Below are 20,531 nucleotides of genomic sequence, written 5' to 3'. Positions count from 1 at the left end.
TGTTATATTTACCGAAGATTTATTTGCGTAAATTTACGTTATGAAGAAAAAGGACATTAAAATTTTATTGGTTGATGATGAGCAAGATATCCTCGAAATCGTTGGGTATAACTTGGCTCAAGAAGGTTACAAAATAGTAACAGCTACTAACGGTAAAGAAGCCATTGCTAACGCAAAAAAAGAACGTCCTCATCTCATTATTATGGATGTGATGATGCCTGAAATGGACGGTATGGAAGCTTGCGAAAACATTCGTAAAATCCCCGAATTAAACAATGTAATCATTACCTTTTTGACGGCTCGTAACGAAGATTATTCGCAAGTGGCCGGATTTGATGCCGGTGCTGATGATTACATCGCAAAGCCTATTAAGCCAAAGTTACTTGTAAGTAAGGTAAAAGCTTTACTTCGTCGCCTAAAAGATGATGCAGTAGTTAATGAAAATATTACGGTTGGCAGTATTGAAATCAATCGTGAAGAATACAAAATTATTCGCGAGGGTGAAGAAATTATTCTACCTCGAAAAGAATTCGAACTTTTCTATCTACTCGCTTCAAAACCCAGTAAGGTGTTCAAACGCGAAGAGATTTTAGATAAAGTTTGGGGAAATGAAGTTATTGTTGGCGGTCGCACTATAGATGTTCATATTCGCAAACTTCGTGAGAAAATAGGTGAAGATTTCTTCAAGACGATTAAGGGTGTTGGGTATAAGTTTGAAATATAAATTACCTACCTTTATAAACTCAAACTAATGAGTTTTATGAAATTAAAAATTAAGAAAACATATAAATTTGCTGTAGTTTCTTCTCTCTATATTACGCTTTTTTCTGCCCTTTTTTTAACTATCACTCAATTGTTTTTTATTGAGTTTTCATGGGAATTAACCCTGATTTTTACACTTGGGATTCTCATCTTTTCCTTTTTTGTAATTCAATACCGTTCGGAGCTTTTTATTTATCAAAGGGTAAAAAAAATCTATGATGATGTCTCGTTACTAGATTCTACTTCTTTTCGAAGTCAATCCATCACTACTGATATGGCTGCTTTAGAACGAGAAGTCAAAAAGTATGCTACCGATAAAAAAGTAGAATTAGAAAACTTGAAAGAACGCGAAGAATACCGTCGCGAATTCATGGGTAATGTATCCCATGAATTAAAAACGCCCTTATTTACAGTTCAAGGTTATATTGACACCTTAATTGATGGTGTCAAGGATAAAGAAATACGGAAAAAATACCTCAATCGTGCCCAAAAAGGAGTTGAACGACTCGTATATATTGTAGAAGATTTGGATATGATTGCCAAATTAGAAATGGGCGAACTCACCCTTGACTACTCCGAATTCAATATTGTCGATTTGATTCAGAGTGTGTTTGATATGCTGGAAATGCAAGCCGACAAAAAAAATATTATTTTGATGTTTGATCGAAAGTACAGCAAAGACATCAAAGTAAGAGCCGACAAAGAAAAGATTCGTCAAGTCTTGATCAATCTTGTCATGAACTCTGTAAAGTACGGGAAAGAAAACGGCACAACCGAAGTCACCATTGAAGATTTGGTCAAAAATAAAGTGATTGTACGCATTCGCGATAACGGTGAAGGTATTGAAAAACAATTCATTCCCCGCTTGTTTGAGCGGTTCTTCCGTGTGGACAAAAGTGGGGCGCGCAGCGAAGGCGGCTCCGGATTAGGGTTGTCCATTGTGAAACACATCATTGAACGCCACGACGAAAAAATATATGTAGAGAGCGAATTTGGAAGTGGCTCCGAATTTTCATTTACGCTCGAAAAGGGAGAATAAATTATCGGGTAAATTTTGATTTTGATTTTTAGGAAGCCCTTGATAAAACATTGCAGAATTAATTTTTCTTAAAGAAAAATCATCTTGTTTTACCATTAAAACCATCCCTTTTTTGTGAAAATATTTAGCTAAGTATTCTTGTTCATATTGACCAGGAGTGGGAATAAATATTGCCTTCTTTTCCATTTCAACCAAATCCATGATGGTAGTGTAGCCTGATCGACATATTACTTTTCCACAACTTGCAATCGCCTTAGGTAAATCAACTGAAGTTAAATAGTTAACTATAGTAAATGGGGGTTCGTATCGAATAGGTTGGTCCTCAATAACACCTCGAATGAGCAGCAATTTACCCTCAAAATCCTGCATTTCTTTTCGGATTTTTTCTTCCAATAAACTGCGCTGCGGCTCTGGGCCCGAAAGTAAAATGGTATAATCGTATTCTTGGGGAACATCCATTTTTTGCAAACGGCTCAAAGGACCGATGTACCGAACATTGGAAATTTTCTTGTTGGGATGGCCCAATTCTCCTGTTAAGTTTAACACGCCATTCCAGTCGGGGACCCAACATTCCTTAAATTTTTTGATGAAAAAATGATGCAAACTGCTCGAAATCCAAGTCGTTTTTCCCGAAAAAACAGTCAGTTGATGGGTGATAATAACCGAAGGAATTTTTTTACTATACACTCCTAATCGATTATCCGAAATAATGCCTGCCAATTGAAAATCGGAAATCCATTGATTCACCAATTTTTTTTCTTTAAAAATGGCAGCAATGGTTTTCGGACTGTTTTTCAGCAATTTCCATTTAAAATTCTTCGGATTTTTTGCATAAGCAATGTGATAGGAAGGGAGTTCTAAACATTGTACGTTTGGAAATTCTTTCTTTAAAAGCGCTAAAGCAGCTCCATCGCTCGCGATGATGGGGTTGTATCCCACCGTCTGCAATTGACGAATAATCGGAATACAGCGGGTTGCATGGCCTAGTCCCCAATTTAAGGGTGCCACTAAAATGTTGTTCAAGGGTTCCACATTACAAATATAAAAGAATTTGTTATGTCCTACTTTTCGTTAATTTTGCCAAAACTTTAAGAAATCTCGTGGGTAGTAAAAACAAATTAAAACGATTCAACGAAAACGCTAGCTTTAGTAATGTCATCCAACCAACACGCGAGGAAGTCGTCGAAGGACGTTTTCCACACCGTGGCTCTTGGCGTCAATTTTTTAATAATGACAATCCGATTATTATCGAACTCGGTTGCGGGAAGGGTGAATATACCGTCGGTTTGGCCCAACGCAATCCGAATGTTAATTATGTGGGGATCGATATCAAAGGGGCCCGATTTTGGCGCGGGGCAAAAACCGCTGTCGATACGGGTTTGCATAATGTAGCTTTTGTACGTACGCAAATCGAACTCATCGAATATATTTTTGCAGAAAATGAAGTCGATGAAATCTGGATTACCTTCCCCGATCCGCAAATCAAATACAAACGCACCAAACACCGCATGACCAATGCCGAGTTTCTCAATCGCTACAAAAAGATTTTAAAACCCAATGGCGTGGTGAATTTGAAAACGGATAGCGAGTTTATGCATGGCTATACGTTGGGATTATTACACGGTTTAGGACATGAAGTCTTATATGCCAACCACAATATTTACCATAATCTCGGTGCCCCTGAAGAAGTAACCGAAATAAAAACATTTTACGAGCAACAATATTTGGAAATCAACAAGGCGATTACGTATATTCGTTTTAAAATCAATTAGTTTCCAATTTAACCCTATTTAATGACTCTTTTCATCCCATTTTTAACGGGATTGGTGGCGGCAATTGTGGGCGTACTTCCGCCTGGTCTCATCAATATGACTGTCGCCAAGGTTCGATTGACCGATGGGTTGAAACGGGCGATGATTTTTGTATTGGGTGCCTTGTTGGTCATTGCGATACAAACCTATGTATCGGTTCTGTGCGCGCGATATATCAGTCAGCACCAAGAAATTGTAACCACCTTGCGCTTGATTGGATTAATCGTTTTTGTCGTTTTGACTCTCTATTTTTTCTTTTTTGCGAAAAAACCGGATCTAAACGATAACCGCATCCAACTCAAAAGCAAGCGCAGTCGGTTTTTTATGGGGATGTTGATTTCAGCGTTAAATTTATTGCCCGTACCGTATTATGTAGTGATTAGCGTGACGTTGGCTTCTTACGGCTATTTTGATTTTAGTTGGGGCCAAGAAGTAAGTTTGGTCGTGGGCGTTGTGGCGGGATCCTTTTTGGTTTTCTATAGTTATATGATTTTTGTGGCGCATTTAAAATCCAAAACTGATTTTTTCCTGCAGTACATGAATCGGATGATTGGTTCAATCACCGCTATAGTTGCTTTACTTACCCTTTGGAATATTCTCAAATAAATGAAAAAACAACCCGATAACGACCATTTTTTCGAACGGGTATATGCCATCGTTCGGCAAATTCCGGAAGGGAAAGTAACGTCGTATGGCGCTATCGCGAAAGCACTCGGGGCAGCACGTTCAGCGCGTATGGTGGGTTGGGCGATGAATGCGAGTCACAACCGTGAAGATGTTCCTGCACATCGCGTAGTCAACAGACTGGGTTTACTCACGGGGAAACACCATTTTGAGGGAACGAATTTAATGCAGCAACTGCTCGAAAGCGAAGGTATTCGTGTAGAAAACAACCAAATCGTTGATTTTAAGAATCACTTTTGGCAACCGGCAATTAGTTCCGAATCAACTCCATAAACTGTTCAACCAACTGGTTTTCATAATCGAAATTTATTTCCTCTTCTATATTTTCTTGGCGAATAAAATCCGTTTTGTGGTGGTAGATTTTCCACCGTTGGTGATGGTATTCCAAGGCGGTTAAGTTTTCTACCCAGTCGCCCGAGTTGAGGTAGAGGGTCGAACCCTTTTTTGTTGTCACCGTTTCCATTTTGGGTTCGTGAATGTGGCCGCAAATCACATAGTCATAGTGGTTTTCAATCGCAATCTCAGCGCAAATGCTCTCAAAATTGGAAATAAATTTCACCGCACCTTTTACACTCGATTTAATTTTTTTGGAAAGCGAATAGGGTTCTTTCCCCATTTTCTTCAAACCCCAATTGATACAACGGTTCAAAACAATCATCAAGTCATAGCCCCATCCGCCGAGTTTGGCCAACCATTTGGCGTGGGTAATCGACGCATCAAAAACATCACCGTGAAACAGCCACGCTTTTTTGCCATCTAGGTTTAACGTAAGTTTGTTTAACAATGAAAAGTTGCCCAAATGCACATCGGTAAACTTGCGCAAGAGTTCGTCGTGATTGCCTGTTAAATAATAGACTTTTGTTCCTTTGGCGCTCAACGAAATGATTTTCTTCAATACTTTTTGATGTGCAGGCGGAAAATACGATTTCCGAAATTGCCAAATGTCTACAATGTCGCCATTTAAGACCAAGGTTTTGGGTTTGATCGAATTCAGGTATTCCAACACTTCGGTGGCATGACAGCCATAGGTGCCCAAATGAATGTCAGAGAGCACAACCAATTCTACTTTTCGTTTTTTCACGATTGTTAGTTTTCTTCAAAGTTAGAACAAGCATGTTGCGTCACCGTAATGCACAAATTATCAAAAAGTAAAGGTTGATAGCCGCACGTTACGTCAAAGTTAGCCCCGATAGCAGTGGAAATCCTGACGGCGGGAGGGCGGTTTATCCGACCGCCGGCAGATTGCAACGGATAGCGGGAAGCAGCGTGAAAAGTGCAGCCTACTGCCGCTCCAAATTCACTATAATTAAATGCCCTTTTCCCATAAACATTTTCAATTCTTTAACGGTCGTTTCTTTGCATTTCCTTGTATCTTTGCAATCTAAAATCAGTCTTAATAAAAATGAAATTAGATCGTAAAGATATTCTCAAGGCGTTGGAATCCATTTCAGTGGCCGGAGAAGGTAAAAATATGGTGGAGAGTGGTGCGGTAAAAAACGTCATGACCTTTGGCGATGAAGTGGTGGTGGACTTGGTATTAACCACACCCGCCATGCACATCAAAAAACGCGCAGAAGACGATATTCGCAAACTTATCCACGACCAATTTTCAGCGGAAGCGGTGGTGAAAGTGAACATCAAAGTAGAAGTGCCCGAGAAAAATGAAATTAAAGGCCAACCCATTCCAGGTATCAGCAATATCATTGCAGTAGCTTCAGGAAAAGGCGGCGTGGGGAAATCAACCACAACGGCGAATCTAGCTGTAACCTTAGCCAAAATGGGCTTTAAAGTGGGGGTGCTCGATGCCGATATTTACGGACCGTCGATGCCAATCATGTTTGATGTTGAAACCGAGAAACCGATTTCCATCGAAGTAGACGGCAAGTCCAAAATGAAACCTATTGAGAGTTACGAAATCAAGTTGCTTTCTATCGGTTTCTTCACGTCACCGAGTCAGGCTGTGATTTGGCGCGGACCCATGGCGGCCAAAGCGTTGAACCAAATGATTTTTGATGCGGCTTGGGGCGATTTGGATTTTATGTTAATCGATTTACCGCCAGGAACGGGTGATATTCACCTTTCGATTATGCAATCGTTACCGATTACAGGTGCCGTTGTGGTGAGTACGCCGCAGCAAGTGGCCTTGGCCGATGCCCGCAAAGGAGTAGCGATGTTCCAATCGGAGTCCATCAACGTTCCGGTTTTGGGAATCATTGAAAATATGGCCTACTTCACACCTGAAGAATTGCCGAACAATAAATACTACATCTTCGGAAAAGAAGGGGCTAAAAATTTGGCCGACGACTTGCAAGTACCCTTCTTGGGGGAAGTGCCGTTGGTACAAAGTATCCGCGAAGCCGGCGATTTCGGTCGTCCCGCTGCCTTGCAAACCGCTTCTCCGTTGGAGAAAGTGTACGAAGACATCGCGCGCAATGTGGTGAGCGAAGTGGTGAGTCGCAACGAACATTTGCCACCCACCGAAGCCATCAAAATTACCACGATGGCCGGATGCTCTGCTGTAAAGAAAAACTAATCCATTAACCCTAGCGCGGTGCCCATCGCCCTGGGGTTTTATACTATTTTGAGAACATGAGTCAGGATCAATTAATTGAAAATATTGAAAAAGCCCTCGAGGAAATTCGACCCTTCTTGAATTCAGACGGTGGCGATATCAAATTGGTTGCTATCGAAGAGGATAAACACGTGAAAGTGCGTTTTGAAGGCGCTTGCATCGGCTGTAGTGTGAATCAAATGACACTCAAAGCCGGCGTAGAAACGACCATCAAACGCTATGCACCCCAAATCGAAACGGTAGAAAACGTACTGTAATTTGATTTTGGGCGCGCCCCCGCTGGTCACGGTTGTGCAATACACAGCATAAGCCATCATCGGGGTCGGGCTTTTGGCACTCGCATCCCTTCGGGCGTGCTCAAACAATGCCGCAATCCCTCGCGCAGTGCTCGCCGGACGTGACAATTATCATAGAATGTTTCGAGAAGTGGGACGAAATTTGGATCCGACTTTTAAACCCAAAAGACAAATGATTACAACCGATATTTTAATAATTGGGGCCGGACCCACCGGACTCTTTGCTGTTTTTGAAGCGGGACTTTTACAGATGAAGTGCCATTTGATTGATGCTTTGCCCCAACCGGGCGGGCAATTGGCCGAACTCTATCCGAAAAAACCCATTTTCGATATTCCCGGTTACCCTGAAGTTTTAGCGGGTGATTTGGTGAACAACTTGATGGAACAAATCAAGCAGTTCCAACCCGGATTTACCTTAGGAGAAACCGCTGAAACCATCGACAAATTAGAAGACGGAACATTTATCGTAACTACCAATAAAGGGACAAAACACCATGCCAAAGCAATTGCGATTGCAGGCGGCCTAGGAACCTTTGAACCGCGTAAACCGCTCATCGATAACATCGACGAATACGAAGAAAAAGGCGTGGAATATTTCGTGAAAGATCCAGAAATGTTCCGTGACAAGCGTATCGTCATCGCGGGTGGTGGCGACTCCGCTTTGGATTGGAGTATTTTCTTGTCCAATGTGGCGAGTGAAGTGACTTTAGTACACCGTCGCAACGAATTCCGTGGCGCATTGGATTCGGTAGAAAAAGTACAAGAATTGAAAAAGTTGGGGAAAATCAACTTGATAACCCCAGCAGAAATCACCGCCATCGAAGGAAACGGTCATGTGCAACGCTTAACCTTAGACATCAACGGTGAACAACAAACACTCGACACAGATTTCTTCATTCCGTTGTTTGGCTTGACTCCAAAGTTGGGCGCTATTGCCAACTGGGGCTTGGAAATCGAGAAAAACGCCATCAAAGTAAACAATGCGTTGGATTATCAAACCAACATCGACGGCATCTATGCCATTGGTGATGTGAATATTTATCCGGGCAAATTAAAATTGATTTTGTGCGGTTTCCATGAAGCGACGTTAATGTGTCAAAGCGTGTACAATCGTTTGAACCCCGGAAAACGCTATGTGTTGAAATACACTACGGTTTCAGGTGTTGACGGTTTTGACGGTACCCGTAAAGAAGCTGAGAAAGCGGTCGTAAAATCAATCGAATAACGTATGGCAACCGATATTACAATTTCCATCACCGATCGTGACGGGGTCACTCATGAAGTACAAGCACCTACCGATATGAACATGAATATCATGGAGTTAGTGCGTGCCTACGAATTAGCTCCCGAAGGAACCATTGGGGTGTGTGGTGGTATGGCGATGTGTGCCTCGTGTCAATGTTATGTATTGAATGATGTCGCCTTACCCGAAAAAAACCCCGATGAAGATGCCATGTTATGGGAAGCCTACAATGTAAAAGATAACAGCCGCTTGGGCTGTCAAATTCATATTACCCCCGAAATTGACGGATTGGCTATAGAATTGGCGCCGTATGCTTAATTCGTGAGCCCTAGTTTTTGTAAAGCTACCGGAAGAATACGTTCCACAAACTTCGTGTAGGCTAGCGTAGAAGGATGCAAACCGTCGGAGGCGACCAAATTAGGTTGTTGTAGTCCCAACTGTGTAATATCCGTAATATTTACAAACGTAATTTGCTGTTGCGAACAGTAATCCGCTGCAAATTGGTTGTAGGGTAAAAGTCCATTGGTAATCGCCGGATTTCCGCCTCCATACGGTGTGAAAGCATAATCCGGAATCGAAACCACAATGACTTTTGTTTTATCGCCTTTTGCTTTTTGAATGGCCGTTTGTACCAATTCAGGGAATTCGGTTTGGTACAAAGAAAAGGGTTGGTTTTGGTATTGATTATTCACTCCAATTAATAAGGTAACCAAATCATAGTCATTTGGGACATTCGCTTGATTAATTCCATTTTTTAAATTGTAGGTTGTCCAGCCTGTTTGGGCAATAATTCGTGCCGTGGTGAGGGTGTTTTTTCTGCGTCCGTTGATACTGTCTCGAAGTTGTGAAGGGAAATTGCAGGTACTGCAAACCGATTCGCCTTTGGTATAGCTATCGCCCAAAGCAAGTATATTAATCATCCGTGTATCCGTTGGTGTGGATACAGTGCTATTTTCTGAAGAGCATCCTATTAGTAGGAAGGTGAGCCCTAATGCAATGAGTTTTCGCATGAAATTGCCTTTTAACTACTTACGAAAGTACGAGACCTAAGGATGAAAAAAAAGGCACAATTGTTAAACTGTGCCCTTTTTTCAATTAGAATAAACATTTATTTTTTCAGCAATTGCAATGTTTTAAAGCTGTTTTGTTTGATTACCTTGACAAAATACACCCCACTTTCCCAGTTTTCAGTGGAAAGGGTTAAATCGGCACTTGAAGCAACTTGACCTTCAGCGATTTTTTGTCCCAAAGCATTAAATACTTGATACGCATCGGGTAAGTCCGTTCCTTCTGAGATATTGATAATAACCTTATCAGTGGCGGGGTTAGGATACAGTTTTAAGTTGTCCAATACGCCAAATTCAGCCCGACTTAAAGGCGCTTGACAAGCCAAGGAAGTTGGTAATGTACTTCTACGAGGCGAATTTTGAATTACGGCCAAAATACGCGCTTTTTGATTTAAAGTAAACGTATTCATACAACTGTCATTCGTGTAATCCATATAGTTTTCGGTCATATCATTTCCTGTTGCAGAAGGACACGAATCATAGGTTGAAGCACAATCGTAGTTTTCGTTGGCTGCCGCAGGCGTATCGGGACAATAATCTTTGGCGCTATCGGTAGCATTAACTGTACAACTAGTATTGTCTCCCCAAATGTGGCGTAAACCAAAACAGTGACCGATTTCATGGGTAGCTGTTCGACCCAAATCATAGTCGGTGAAGTAAGTTCCAGGTGCAATTTCACTAGTGCCAAAACAACGGTAATCGATGATTACACCGTCGGTGTTCGCTGTATTGGTCACTCCAGTTAATCCTGAAAGTCCAGAGCCGTAAGGAAATTGTGCATAACCCAAAACTCCACCCAATTCTGCAGATGCACTTGTGCTAAATGCACACACCCAAATGTTGAAGTATTGGGTAGGATCCCAAATGGTATTGGGTTTTAAGGTGCCTTCTACACTGGCTTCAGTCGCCCAATTGGCTGTGCCCAAATTTACACGGTCAATACCATTGGTTGCTGTTCCATCCGGTTTGCGTTGCGCCATGCAAAATTCCACTTCAATGTCTGCACCTACAGCATTAGAATTATAGCCATTGGTGTTCAACATTCTTCTAAAATCCTGATTCAGTACAGTGATTTGCGATAATACTCGTGCATCTGAAATATTTTCATTGCTACCTACCGCATCTCCGTTATGAATCACGTGAACTACAACAGGAATTGTCACTACAGTTGCAGTAGATTTTCCACTCAATAATTGATTTTTGATGTTTTCTACTTTTGGAGCAATCCATTGTTCAAAGGCTGCGGTATTTCGGGATGCATCCTGACTTTGTAAATAGTTTTCATATTCGGTTGAAACACATTTAATTAAACCATTGTTTGGGTTTATTTTTTCCACTGTGTTACCAAATACGGTTCGTTGTGATTGACCCCAAGAAGCATATCCTGCAACAAGAGCCAACAATGTAAATAGTTTTGTTTTCATTATAAATTGATCATTAGGGAGCTAATGTATTTCGCTATCATTTTAATTACAATAAATTGAGGTAAATAGGATTTTTTGGGAGGTGAAATTCAATTTTAGTCAAAAAAACAATGAAGGAGCTCAAAACTTGAAACTCCTTCATCATGAAAAAAACTAAACACATTACTTAATTCACAACAAGTGTGATATAGCAAACTCAATTAAGTTTGTCCTTAATTGCTGATTCAAAATTGAGATTAAATTTTTTGACAAAAAAAAGATTGAGGTAAACAGCAGTATTCTTGCGGTTAATTAATCTTTAATCAATTTTTTACTCTGTTCCAATCGGCCAGAAGTGTTTTCCACAACCACTTTGTAGATGTACATCCCTTTAGCTAGCGAACTTACATCAAGTTCGATTTCATGAATACCCGCACTTAGATTGGATTGAATTGGCGTTAGTATACGCTGACCCGTAAGTGTGAAAAGTGTTGTTTCAACTTGTGAGTCTTCATTCAATACAATTGGGATTTTGGTTGAAGTAGCAGACGGGTTGGGGTAATTTTGACCCAAGAAAAAGGAATTGGAATTGAATTCCTCTGATTCAAGTACAGGTCCTGCTACATAAATCGTATGTGTCAATGCAAAACCTGAACTAACGGAGCCCGTAATCGTACTCATTTCACTAGTCACACTATCCGAAAAAACATTATCACTGGCGTTGTAAGTGTACCCTGTCATGCCTTTGGTGTAGCCATAAGCAGTGGCACTATTGGCTTGTACAACGGCACTGTTAGTTCCTTCAGGAAATGCAATTTGTGTGACTAACAAAGAAGTCCCCGCTGCATTATAAATATGAACGTGTATATGCGTGGCTCTACTGGTATACCATCCAGGGAAAATGGAAGTAAAAGCTACTTGACCATTTGCATTTGTGGTCTGTCTTCCTCGTAAAAAAGTATTAGTCGTATAATTGACAGTTTGCATGGCCGTTCCTCCATATTGCGAGTAGTAACCGTCTTTGTCACAATGCCAAATATCAACAATTGCACCTTCTAAAGCAGCACAATTGGCATTAATATTCATGATTGAAATTGTGATATCAAAAGGAATGCCTGTACGATCGCCGACTATGTTCGTTCTAATAAGGGAGTCGGGTGTAAGCGTAGGAAAGGGTCCTGCAGTTTCACTACTCGTTACTGAACAAGTAGTCGTACTTTCTTCATTTTCTGAATTACCTGCTTTTAATATACTCGGCACAACAATAGCTGCGCTTAATACACCAAAACTTTTTCGAATAAAATCTTTTCTTTCCATGATTTTTTTGTTTTAGTGTAATAAAGAAAAAAAATTTAAGAATACATTTATGAATTAAGAGGTTAACTAGATAATTTATGCGGTGAAACTTTAATATTGCTCTATAAACAGCAGTATAGAATCCTCAATTAGAGATTCCATTTCACATTTGTCAATAGCCATCAACCGAAGTGCTTCACGGTCTTCGACCAAGCGATTTTCAAATTCAAAAGCCCCTGCTAGACAAACTATAAGTAGTTCGCTGCTAGTTTTTTGTGGGTGATAATCATATTCTTCTCGATTACCAAATTTGCGTATAGCCAGATAAAAGTTGTCGTGAGTAAGTTCGAACAATGGAAATTCAATCGTGTAAAGTCTCTGTTCAAAGGATGATTTTTTTATTTGAATGGCTAAAAAATTAACGGCATCATTATTATACGGATTGGTAATTCTTCCGCTTTTTTCATCGAAATTTGAAGCAAATGCCAATTGGGATGGTGACAATTCTTCGGAAAACGTCACACAGTTGACACCAATTGTGCCAGCTAATGGCAATAGAATTATGGAGGTGTCTGGAGGAGGAATTTGCCACTGATGCTCCGGAAAAATCACAAGGTCATAAATAGTTAATTCATTTGGAATTGCTACAATAGTAGTACATTGAAAAGCGGCTGTATTTTCCTGTTTTTGGAGAAAACGTTTATAGATAGTGGATGGGAATTGTTTCATTGAATAATTTTTAAAACATCATCTCTATATGTGTCTCCGATGGGCAAAACAAAATCATTCAATGTTACGGTTTTGTTTTGAATGGATTTGATATAATTGGTGGACACGATATAAGAGCGGTGAATCCGTATGAACTTTTGATCGGGGAGTTTTGCCAAAATACTTTTCATGGAATACCGCGCCACGATCTTTGTGCCGTTAGTTTGGTGAATTTGAATGTAGTCGTCCAAACCTTCTATAAAAAGGATAGAATCAAACTCAATGCGGTACAATTTATAATCGGCTCGAATCATCAAATGCGTTTGGACAGAACGGTTTTTTCGGAACTCAAATTCGTTGCGTGCTTTCATTGCGGCCTGTACAAAGCGTTCTTCAGAGAACGGTTTTAAAAGATAATCCGTCGCATTGATATTGAAACCTTCCACAGCAAATTCGCTATAGGCCGTTGTGAAAATTAAAATCGGATCAGCATTTAACGATTTAAAAAAATCAATTCCATTTTTTTGAGGCATGTTGATGTCCAAGAATATTAAATCAACCGGATAATTACGCAAATACTTCATCGCTTCATTTTGTTTGGTAAATGTTTTTTCCAAGTGGATAAAGTCAATGGATTTTGAGAAATGACTAATTATTTCTAGCGCTAAAGGTTCGTCGTCTAAGGCAATTGCTTTTATCATTCCAAATAGATTTTGAGTTGGATAGTATAAACAGTTTCGGACTCAAACACCCTAAATTGATGTTTTTTGGGATAAATAAATTCCAAACGTTTCAAAGTGTTTTCTATGCCTTGTTCTGTTTTGAATTCTTCAGAAATTTCAGCATTCACAATGGAATTTTCGACCTCCAAGTACAATTCATTTTCAAAAATTTTAATCAAAATGGAAATGTAGCTTTGTTCATCGGGATTAATACCATATTTAAACGCATTTTCAATAAACGGAATTAATACTAAAGGCGCAATTTGTTTGTTATTACTATCACCTTCAATATTGACTTTCAAATTAACCGATTCATCCAGTCGTAATTTTTGTAGTTCAATATAATCCTGAATGTAATTAATTTCTTTAGATAAAGATACGTGTTCCTTAGAGCTTTCCACGACTACATAGCGCATAATGCCGGATAATTTTAAAACGGCTTTAGAAGCTTCGTCTGATTTTTGAAGGGTCAAAGCATATAAACTATTCAAAGTGTTGAATAAAAAATGCGGGTTAATTTGCGCTTTCAAGTAGGAAACTTCAGCACTCAACTTTTCATTTTTTAATTCTGAAAAGCGTTGATTCATTTTTAGCAAATAGGATAACCCTAAAATGAGTCCTGCTTTAAAAATTCCTCCTTCCATGAAGGGACCAAAAATTCCATTTTTGGGTTTGGGGAAACTTTTCATAGGAGGAATTTCTCCCATCATCGCATTCGGAGGTAATTTATTTTCTCCCATATGAAAAGGAAAAAAATAGGAGGGAATTGTAAGTATTAAGGCTAAGAATAATCCATTAAACAAGTAATAGTAAAGCGTTGGGTTTTTGCCAAAAAAGTAATTTGGAATGAGCCAATAGTAGTTAACGTAAAACAAAGTCAACAAAAAAAATTGCTGACTAAAATGATTTAAAAAGGGATTGATCCGAAATAAATTCCAACCCATATTTATGTCGGGAGAAAGTAGTACAGGCAGGCTTAAAAAAGCAATGCTTCCCAATAGATGAAGGAAAAATTTTTTGTTTTGCATGGTTTTGTTTCTATGACCTAAAGATAAACAATGTGTTGGTTATGTTTATTTTATTGAGGTAAAACGCTTTTTTTTGGAGGTAAAATATAGTTGACCTACAAAAAGCTGCGGTTAACCGAATTCTTTTTTTTGCAAAGACATTTCAATCTACTTTCACAAAATATTACCAAATTGTTAAGAAATTGAGAAATTTGTGCATGAAGTTTTTGATAATTTCGTCTAATCAAGTTTAAATAATTTAGTAAAAATGAAAAAACTCATTACTTGTTTTGTTGTTGTTCTCTTTGCAGGAATTGTGAACGGTCAGTCCTTTTACGATACCAACACCATTCAAACTATCGAAATTACCTTTTCCCAATCCAATTGGGATGCTATTTTAGATGCGGCAGAAGCTTCGGATGTTTACACTCAAGCGCAATCGGTTTCTATTAATGGCACTGTTTTTCCCAATGTTGGGGTGAAATACAAAGGGAACAGTTCGTATAATCCCAATAATGTTAAAAATCCGTTTCACATTGAATTGGATGCCTATGTTAATCAAGATTATCAAGGTTATACCGATATTAAATTGAATAATGTTTTTTCCGATCCATCCTTTGTGCGTGAAACCGTTGCCTATGATATACTTCGCCAATACATGCATGCGCCTAAAGCCAATTATGCAAAGGTGTATGTGAATGGGACTTTCATCGGACTGTATACCAACGTAGAGTCTATTTCTAAGAAGTTTGTCGATGCGCATTTTGGTTCCAATGGAAATGCTTTTTTTGATTGTAGTCCGCCAGCTGGAGCCGGTCCAGGTTCGTCCAACTATCCAAGTTTGGAGTATTTAGGAACTTCCAGTGCGAGTTATACTGCCGCTTATGATATGAAATCATTGGATGGCTGGAATGACTTAATCAATTTGTGTAATGTGTTGAATAACAATACCGCTGCCATCGAAACGGTATTGGATGTTGATCGTGCACTTTGGATGCTGGCCTTCGATAATGTGATGGTGAATTTAGATAGCTATATCGGTAAGTTCAAACAAAATTATTATTTGTACAAAGACGATAACGGTCGCTTTAATCCTATCGTTTGGGATTTGAATATGTCGTTTGGAACGTTCAGTGATACAGGTTCGGGCAACCTTACCACAACTGCTGCAAAACGTCAAATGTCACACACATTGCATTCAGCCGATGCGGCTTGGCCGTTGGTGAGTAAATTATTGGCTATCCCAACGTATAAGCGCAAATATTTAGCCCATTACAAAACGATTTTGACAGAAAATATTTCCAACAATTCCTATTACACCAAAGCGCAAAGTTTCCAATCGTTAATTGCAAGTGATGTTGCTGCTGATGTAAATAAATTCTTTACAACTGCTCAATTTACGTCCAACTTGACAACCGATGTAGCTTCGGGAATGCAAACGGCTCCTGGGTTGTCGAATTTAATGAACGGAAGAAATACGTATTTAGTGGCACAGTCCGATTTTACTGCCACGCAACCTTCTATTGCAGCGATAACCGCGGTACCTGCTGCACCTGCTCTTAACAGTACTTTCACCATGCGGGCAACCGTTACCAATGCCACAGCAAGTTCGGTGTACATCGGTTACCGGTTTAATGCACTCCAGCCTTTCACTAAAGTAACGATGTATGACGATGGAGCGCATAATGATGGTGCCGCCGGAGATAATGTCTATGGTGCTCAACTTACGTTAGCAGCCATTTCAATGCAATATTATTTATATGCAGAAAATACGACTATTGGTAAGTTTGCACCCGAACGCGCCGAGCATGAGTACTATACTTTGTTGGGCGATTATCCCGCAGTTACTTCAGGTCAAGTAGTGATTAATGAATTGATGGCACAGAATAACAGTACGATAACGGATGAGGTTGGCGAATTTGAAGATTGGGTAGAGTTGTATAACAATATGAGTTATCCTGTCGATTTAAGCGGATTTTACCTGAGTGATAATACCACCAATTTAACCAAATGGCAATTTCCTGTAGGAACCATTATTCCTGCCAATGGGTATTTAATAGTTTGGGCTGATGATGAAGCCATTGATGGTATACTCCATGCCGCTTGGAAATTATCGGCTACTGGAGAATCAGTGACCTTGGCCAATCCCGCACAAGTTGTCATTGATCAAGTGGTTTTTAATGCCCAAACAGTCGACATGGGGTATGCCCGTGTACCAAACGGAACTGGAAATTTTGTGATTCAAGCGCCAACATATAACGCGAATAACAGTCCGCTGGCCACCGCCGAATTTGGAAATCAAACTCCAATGATGCAAATTGTTCCCAATCCAACCCATGGTTCGGCAACGGTAGTATTAAATCAAATCAATGAGAATACTAAAATTGAAGTATACAATATGTTAGGTCAATTGGTGCAAGAAACCAATGCTCAATTGGAAACCGTTATCAATTTTGACAGTAGGGTTTCTGGAACCTACCTTGTTAAATATGGAGCGTTAACCCAAAAAATAATCGTCTTAAATTAAACTATAGTCATGAAAAAAATAGCATTTTTAGTAGTAATTACGATATTATCCTTGTCTTGTTCTCACGATGAAGGATACGGTGGATTGGCCACTATTCGAGGAAAAGTATTTGGAAAAGATTACAATTCGAATGGAAATGTTGTGGGACAAGGTTATGTGGGTGGTTTCAAAGTCTATATCAGCAAACACGGCGAACCCAATTATTTTGATAGTAAAGACTCTGCTCCCGATGGTTCATTCAAATTTGATTATCTCTACGAAGGGAAATACGATATTTGGGTCTATGGCGATTGTGATTATTGCGCTTGGGATCAAGTCTATGTGTTAAAAACCATAGAAATCACTTCTAAAAAACAAACGGTTGAAACCGAGGATTTTGTCGTTTCATTCTAATTAAAATAATGAATTTGCACCCACTTCATCCTACTATACAGCGTCTACAAGGCATTTCGTTGTACGAACTCGATGGTGTTGCTTTGCAAAATCGTATTGACTCAAAATACGTTTTGACAAGCTCCCAACTCGAGGCATTGATGCCGGTTATTATGCAGCATTATCAAGTGCTTGACATAGATGGCAACCGTATTTTTACTTACGAAAACAATTATTTTGATACTCCCGATTTGCGGTTTTATTACGATCATCACAATGGATATACCCAACGTATCAAAGTGCGAAGTCGGAAGTATGTGGAAACAGGGGCAAGTTTCTTTGAAATCAAGAAAAAGGAAAAGGTAGAGCGAACCCAAAAAATTCGGCAACCTCTTACCGATATTCTTTCCCGATTGGATTCGGTTCGACAAGAATTAATTGATGGGTTTTCAAGAAAAAATGTGAAGAATCTGGAAGTAATACTATCCAATACATTTCAACGCATCACCTTTGTAAATAATGAATTTACCGAACGCATGACGTTGGATTTCAATATATCGTTTTCCAATACTACGGAAACCAAAGCATTAACCGATTATTACGTATTGGAAATCAAACAACCCAAGTCGACCAATTCCCCCATAGTTAATGCATTAAAATCGGATGGAATTCGTCAACGTGGATTTAGTAAATACATCTATGGTGTGATGTTATTGCATCCAAGAATTAAAAAAAATAATTTTTTACCTCTAATTAAAAACTTAAATAAACTCAATGGAAATGGAAGAATTGACCACAACGAATGCCTTTAATTTACTTGATTTTGGATCGCGTGCTGCAATTGATGTAGTTGCTTTACTTGTATTAGTCGGGTTTATTTATTACCCCAAACACCGCAACAAAGATTTTGTCTTCACTTTTGTGTTGTTCAATATCATCAATTTTATGATCTGTTTTTTATTGGGGACGGCCAAGATTAAAATGGGATTTGCCTTCGGGTTGTTTGCCATTTTCTCGATTATTCGTTACAGAACCATCATGGTGTCCATTAAGGACATGGGCTATTTCTTTGTCTGTGTAGCTTTAGGAATGTTGAATTCCTTAGCTTCTGCCAAAGATGGATTTTTGTTATTAGCCGTTTGTAATGGGATTATTTTGATCATGACGTTCTTTTTAGAGCGATTGAATTTTATCAATAACGAAAGCTACAAAGAGATTTTATACGATAATGTGCTTTTAATTCGCCCAGAACAACGCCAAGAATTAATGGAAGATTTACGCAATCGAACTGGATTGGAAGTGCACAAAGTAGATATTGTTTCCATAAATTATTTAAAAGATACGGTGTTGTTAAAAGCGTATTATTATTCGGCAGAAAGCGAAAATTCATTACCAACGAGTATTGACAATGACTAAGAAAATCCTCTTCTTTTGCCTAATGACCATGAGTCTGGCTGCTCAAAACATTGACAATCAATTGCGGTTGTCAGCGGCTGTGGATTATCAATTTGCAAAAAAATGGAAAGTAGAAACCCAGTACCGCTATGGATTAGATCATGATTTTGGGGCTTTTCAATCCTGTGTGATTCAGACTGGTATTACGTATAAGTTGACAAAAAAATGGGACATCGAAGTCGGTTATCGTTTTGCTACGGCCTTTGATCATGACAATCACCGTTTGTTTGCTAGTATAAAATTTGAGCACAAGTTCAAAAAGCAATACAGTATTAGTGCCCGAACACGCTACCAATGGACAACGCAACAATTTGATGCTGATTTTATGGCCAATTTTAAAGCGCCTTCGCAGTATTTGCGGGAACGCATTGCTTTTGAATATAATGTACCAAAAAGCAAATGGTCGTTTAATGTGGGTCCCGAATTTTTCATCCGTTTGGATAAAAGTCCGATTGCCTATCACCGAATCCGGTATTATGTTGGTGCCAAATACGATTTGAAGTATGGCCAAGCCATCGGAATCACGTACTTCTTTGAAGACCGATACAAAGCCACTCAAGATGATCGCTCGGTATGGAATGTCAATTATAGCTTATCCTTAGATACCTTTTTAAAGAAATTGAAAAAGGGGAAAGACAAAGAAAAAAAGGCTAAAAAAGAAAAAGCCGACTAAACGAGTTCGGCTTTTTGTACTACTTGCTCTTCAATCGCATTCCATAATCCAATGCGTTTTTCCAAGGCTTGTTGGGAAACTTCGAGTACTTCATTCCATTTGGTTGCGCTGTCTCCACATAATTCGGTAATCATTTGCATCGCCATCGGACCGTGTTCGTCGGCATCCAATTCAATATGGCGCTCAAAGTAATAGATCAGTTTTGACAAATCGGTTTGTGGAAAGTTCTGTTGAAAATTCTTTAAAATTTCCGTAAACATGTTCGGAATCAAATCTTCTCGCCCAAAGGTAAATGCCGCCGCAATTTTGTGGGGTTTGCCTTCTTCAATCACACGGAAGGTGAAATCCAAGAAAGCGCGTACGTTGGGATGTACATCCGCATGTTTGATGGAAACAAAAATATTTTGTGTTTTTTGAATGTCTTCTAAAAATTGACTCACCGTCACTACGTCAGCACCGCATTGGGCCATCGCATCCAAATACATTTCGTAATGACTCATTCGTCGTCCGTCTAAGGCAATATCCGTTTCCTCTGCCACCACAATCTCATTGATTAAGTAGCGAATTTCTGGATTTCCCACAGGTAACCATGGCGTAGTTGTACACGTCAATTTTTGTTGTAATGCCTTCAATAACGACATAAAATCCCAAACTGCATACACATGGTTCTCTAAAAAACAATGTAAATCTTCGGGGGTTCTCACTTTCTCGTATAACGAATGCTGCAACAACTGGTCTTTCAAAGGTTGAATCGCATTGTTAATTTCTCGGATAGTCATAGCGTAATTTTTTGTAAAAATAAAAAGGCTACCTAAATAACGGAAGAATTTTAAATCAATTTTATTTATTGTTTGATTTTTTAGTTTGGATAAAATGGCTACTCCCATAAGTTAG

The 20,531-nt window shown here is 39.3% G+C and carries 23 protein-coding genes; 14 read left to right on the top strand and 9 right to left on the bottom strand.

All coding sequences use genetic code 11. The annotated features are described in order from the left end of the window. Nucleotides 1-40 precede the first annotated feature (40 nt). Both OLM45_RS01465 and OLM45_RS01460 read left to right on the top strand, forming a co-directional pair. Nucleotides 41-724, top strand: a complete 684-nt coding sequence (locus OLM45_RS01465; RefSeq protein ID WP_264511362.1) for a response regulator transcription factor — start codon at nucleotides 41-43, stop codon at nucleotides 722-724. Nucleotides 725-760: 36 nt separating this feature from the next. Further along, on the top strand, nucleotides 761-1,801 hold the full coding sequence (locus OLM45_RS01460) for a sensor histidine kinase (protein WP_264511360.1): 1,041 nt from the start codon (nucleotides 761-763) through the stop codon (nucleotides 1,799-1,801). Here OLM45_RS01460 and OLM45_RS01455 read toward each other — a convergent pair. Beyond that, nucleotides 1,775-2,833, bottom strand: coding sequence for a glycosyltransferase (locus tag OLM45_RS01455; protein WP_413614190.1), 1,059 nt, complete (start codon nucleotides 2,831-2,833; stop codon nucleotides 1,775-1,777). The genes OLM45_RS01460 and OLM45_RS01455 overlap by 27 nt on opposite strands. Nucleotides 2,834-2,901: 68 nt before the next feature. Between OLM45_RS01455 and trmB the strand changes: the two genes are divergently transcribed. From trmB to OLM45_RS01440, 3 genes are read left to right on the top strand one after another with little or no spacing between them, the layout of a single operon-like run. Continuing rightward, nucleotides 2,902-3,573, top strand: coding sequence for a tRNA (guanosine(46)-N7)-methyltransferase TrmB (gene trmB / locus OLM45_RS01450; protein WP_264511356.1), 672 nt, complete (start codon nucleotides 2,902-2,904; stop codon nucleotides 3,571-3,573). Between the two features lie 21 nt (nucleotides 3,574-3,594). Continuing rightward, nucleotides 3,595-4,218 carry a LysE family translocator gene (locus OLM45_RS01445; RefSeq protein WP_129460603.1) on the top strand — a complete coding sequence of 208 codons (624 nt, stop codon included), beginning with the start codon at nucleotides 3,595-3,597 and terminating at the stop codon, nucleotides 4,216-4,218. After that, nucleotides 4,219-4,569 (top strand): MGMT family protein, encoded by a 351-nt coding sequence (locus tag OLM45_RS01440; RefSeq protein ID WP_264511354.1) that lies wholly within the window; start codon nucleotides 4,219-4,221, stop codon nucleotides 4,567-4,569. Here the strand turns inward: OLM45_RS01440 and OLM45_RS01435 are convergent. Then, nucleotides 4,547-5,377 (bottom strand): UDP-2,3-diacylglucosamine diphosphatase, encoded by an 831-nt coding sequence (locus OLM45_RS01435; RefSeq protein WP_264511352.1) that lies wholly within the window; start codon nucleotides 5,375-5,377, stop codon nucleotides 4,547-4,549. The genes OLM45_RS01440 and OLM45_RS01435 overlap by 23 nt on opposite strands. A gap of 321 nt (nucleotides 5,378-5,698) precedes the next feature. Between OLM45_RS01435 and OLM45_RS01430 the strand changes: the two genes are divergently transcribed. The 4 genes from OLM45_RS01430 (at nucleotide 5,699) to OLM45_RS01415 (ending at nucleotide 8,725) form a co-directional block, all read left to right on the top strand. Beyond that, nucleotides 5,699-6,829 carry an Mrp/NBP35 family ATP-binding protein gene (locus tag OLM45_RS01430; protein ID WP_129460606.1) on the top strand — a complete coding sequence of 377 codons (1,131 nt, stop codon included), beginning with the start codon at nucleotides 5,699-5,701 and terminating at the stop codon, nucleotides 6,827-6,829. Nucleotides 6,830-6,885: 56 nt separating this feature from the next. After that, nucleotides 6,886-7,125 (top strand): NifU family protein, encoded by a 240-nt coding sequence (locus OLM45_RS01425; protein ID WP_129460607.1) that lies wholly within the window; start codon nucleotides 6,886-6,888, stop codon nucleotides 7,123-7,125. Between the two features lie 211 nt (nucleotides 7,126-7,336). After that, the gene (locus OLM45_RS01420) at nucleotides 7,337-8,389 is read left to right on the top strand and encodes an NAD(P)/FAD-dependent oxidoreductase (protein WP_264512902.1); all 1,053 of its coding nucleotides are present in this window, start codon (nucleotides 7,337-7,339) and stop codon (nucleotides 8,387-8,389) included. A gap of 3 nt (nucleotides 8,390-8,392) precedes the next feature. Continuing rightward, entirely contained in the window at nucleotides 8,393-8,725 is a 333-nt protein-coding gene (locus OLM45_RS01415; RefSeq protein ID WP_264511350.1) for a 2Fe-2S iron-sulfur cluster-binding protein, read from the top strand. Here OLM45_RS01415 and OLM45_RS01410 read toward each other — a convergent pair. The 6 genes from OLM45_RS01410 to OLM45_RS01385 all read right to left on the bottom strand — a co-directional run bounded on the left by OLM45_RS01410 (nucleotide 8,722) and on the right by OLM45_RS01385 (nucleotide 14,631). Then, complete coding sequence (locus OLM45_RS01410; protein WP_264511348.1) at nucleotides 8,722-9,417, bottom strand: SGNH/GDSL hydrolase family protein; 696 nt, start codon at nucleotides 9,415-9,417, stop codon at nucleotides 8,722-8,724. The genes OLM45_RS01415 and OLM45_RS01410 overlap by 4 nt on opposite strands. Nucleotides 9,418-9,515: 98 nt before the next feature. Continuing rightward, nucleotides 9,516-10,898: a T9SS type A sorting domain-containing protein gene (locus tag OLM45_RS01405; RefSeq protein WP_264511346.1), complete on the bottom strand. Its 1,383-nt coding sequence runs from the start codon at nucleotides 10,896-10,898 to the stop codon at nucleotides 9,516-9,518. 291 nt (nucleotides 10,899-11,189) lie between these two features. Beyond that, on the bottom strand, nucleotides 11,190-12,194 hold the full coding sequence (locus OLM45_RS01400) for a T9SS type A sorting domain-containing protein (protein WP_264511344.1): 1,005 nt from the start codon (nucleotides 12,192-12,194) through the stop codon (nucleotides 11,190-11,192). Nucleotides 12,195-12,284: 90 nt separating this feature from the next. After that, nucleotides 12,285-12,902 (bottom strand): hypothetical protein, encoded by a 618-nt coding sequence (locus OLM45_RS01395; RefSeq protein ID WP_264511342.1) that lies wholly within the window; start codon nucleotides 12,900-12,902, stop codon nucleotides 12,285-12,287. Further along, nucleotides 12,899-13,582: a LytR/AlgR family response regulator transcription factor gene (locus tag OLM45_RS01390; protein ID WP_264511340.1), complete on the bottom strand. Its 684-nt coding sequence runs from the start codon at nucleotides 13,580-13,582 to the stop codon at nucleotides 12,899-12,901. Before OLM45_RS01390 ends, OLM45_RS01395 begins: the two co-directional genes overlap by 4 nt. Next, complete coding sequence (locus tag OLM45_RS01385) at nucleotides 13,579-14,631, bottom strand: sensor histidine kinase (RefSeq protein ID WP_264511338.1); 1,053 nt, start codon at nucleotides 14,629-14,631, stop codon at nucleotides 13,579-13,581. Before OLM45_RS01385 ends, OLM45_RS01390 begins: the two co-directional genes overlap by 4 nt. Nucleotides 14,632-14,878: 247 nt before the next feature. Between OLM45_RS01385 and OLM45_RS01380 the strand changes: the two genes are divergently transcribed. The 5 genes from OLM45_RS01380 to OLM45_RS01360 are packed head-to-tail and all read left to right on the top strand — an operon-like array spanning nucleotide 14,879 to nucleotide 19,637. Then, entirely contained in the window at nucleotides 14,879-17,137 is a 2,259-nt protein-coding gene (locus OLM45_RS01380; RefSeq protein WP_264511336.1) for a CotH kinase family protein, read from the top strand. Between the two features lie 9 nt (nucleotides 17,138-17,146). Beyond that, complete coding sequence (locus OLM45_RS01375; RefSeq protein ID WP_264511334.1) at nucleotides 17,147-17,530, top strand: hypothetical protein; 384 nt, start codon at nucleotides 17,147-17,149, stop codon at nucleotides 17,528-17,530. Nucleotides 17,531-17,538: 8 nt separating this feature from the next. Beyond that, nucleotides 17,539-18,321, top strand: a complete 783-nt coding sequence (locus OLM45_RS01370) for a polyphosphate polymerase domain-containing protein (RefSeq protein WP_264511333.1) — start codon at nucleotides 17,539-17,541, stop codon at nucleotides 18,319-18,321. After that, complete coding sequence (locus tag OLM45_RS01365) at nucleotides 18,290-18,925, top strand: DUF4956 domain-containing protein (protein ID WP_264511331.1); 636 nt, start codon at nucleotides 18,290-18,292, stop codon at nucleotides 18,923-18,925. Before OLM45_RS01370 ends, OLM45_RS01365 begins: the two co-directional genes overlap by 32 nt. Further along, nucleotides 18,918-19,637: a DUF2490 domain-containing protein gene (locus OLM45_RS01360; protein ID WP_264511329.1), complete on the top strand. Its 720-nt coding sequence runs from the start codon at nucleotides 18,918-18,920 to the stop codon at nucleotides 19,635-19,637. The genes OLM45_RS01365 and OLM45_RS01360 overlap by 8 nt, the downstream gene beginning before the upstream one ends. Here OLM45_RS01360 and OLM45_RS01355 read toward each other — a convergent pair. Further along, complete coding sequence (locus tag OLM45_RS01355) at nucleotides 19,634-20,416, bottom strand: DUF3050 domain-containing protein (RefSeq protein WP_264511328.1); 783 nt, start codon at nucleotides 20,414-20,416, stop codon at nucleotides 19,634-19,636. The two genes, OLM45_RS01360 and OLM45_RS01355, sit on opposite strands and share 4 nt — an antisense overlap. Nucleotides 20,417-20,531: the final 115 nt, after the last annotated feature.

It is taken from the genome of Flavobacterium sp. N1719 (assembly GCF_025947045.1).
Lineage (GTDB): Bacteria > Bacteroidota > Bacteroidia > Flavobacteriales > Flavobacteriaceae > Flavobacterium > Flavobacterium stagni.
This window is presented reverse-complemented; position numbering and strand designations above follow the sequence as displayed.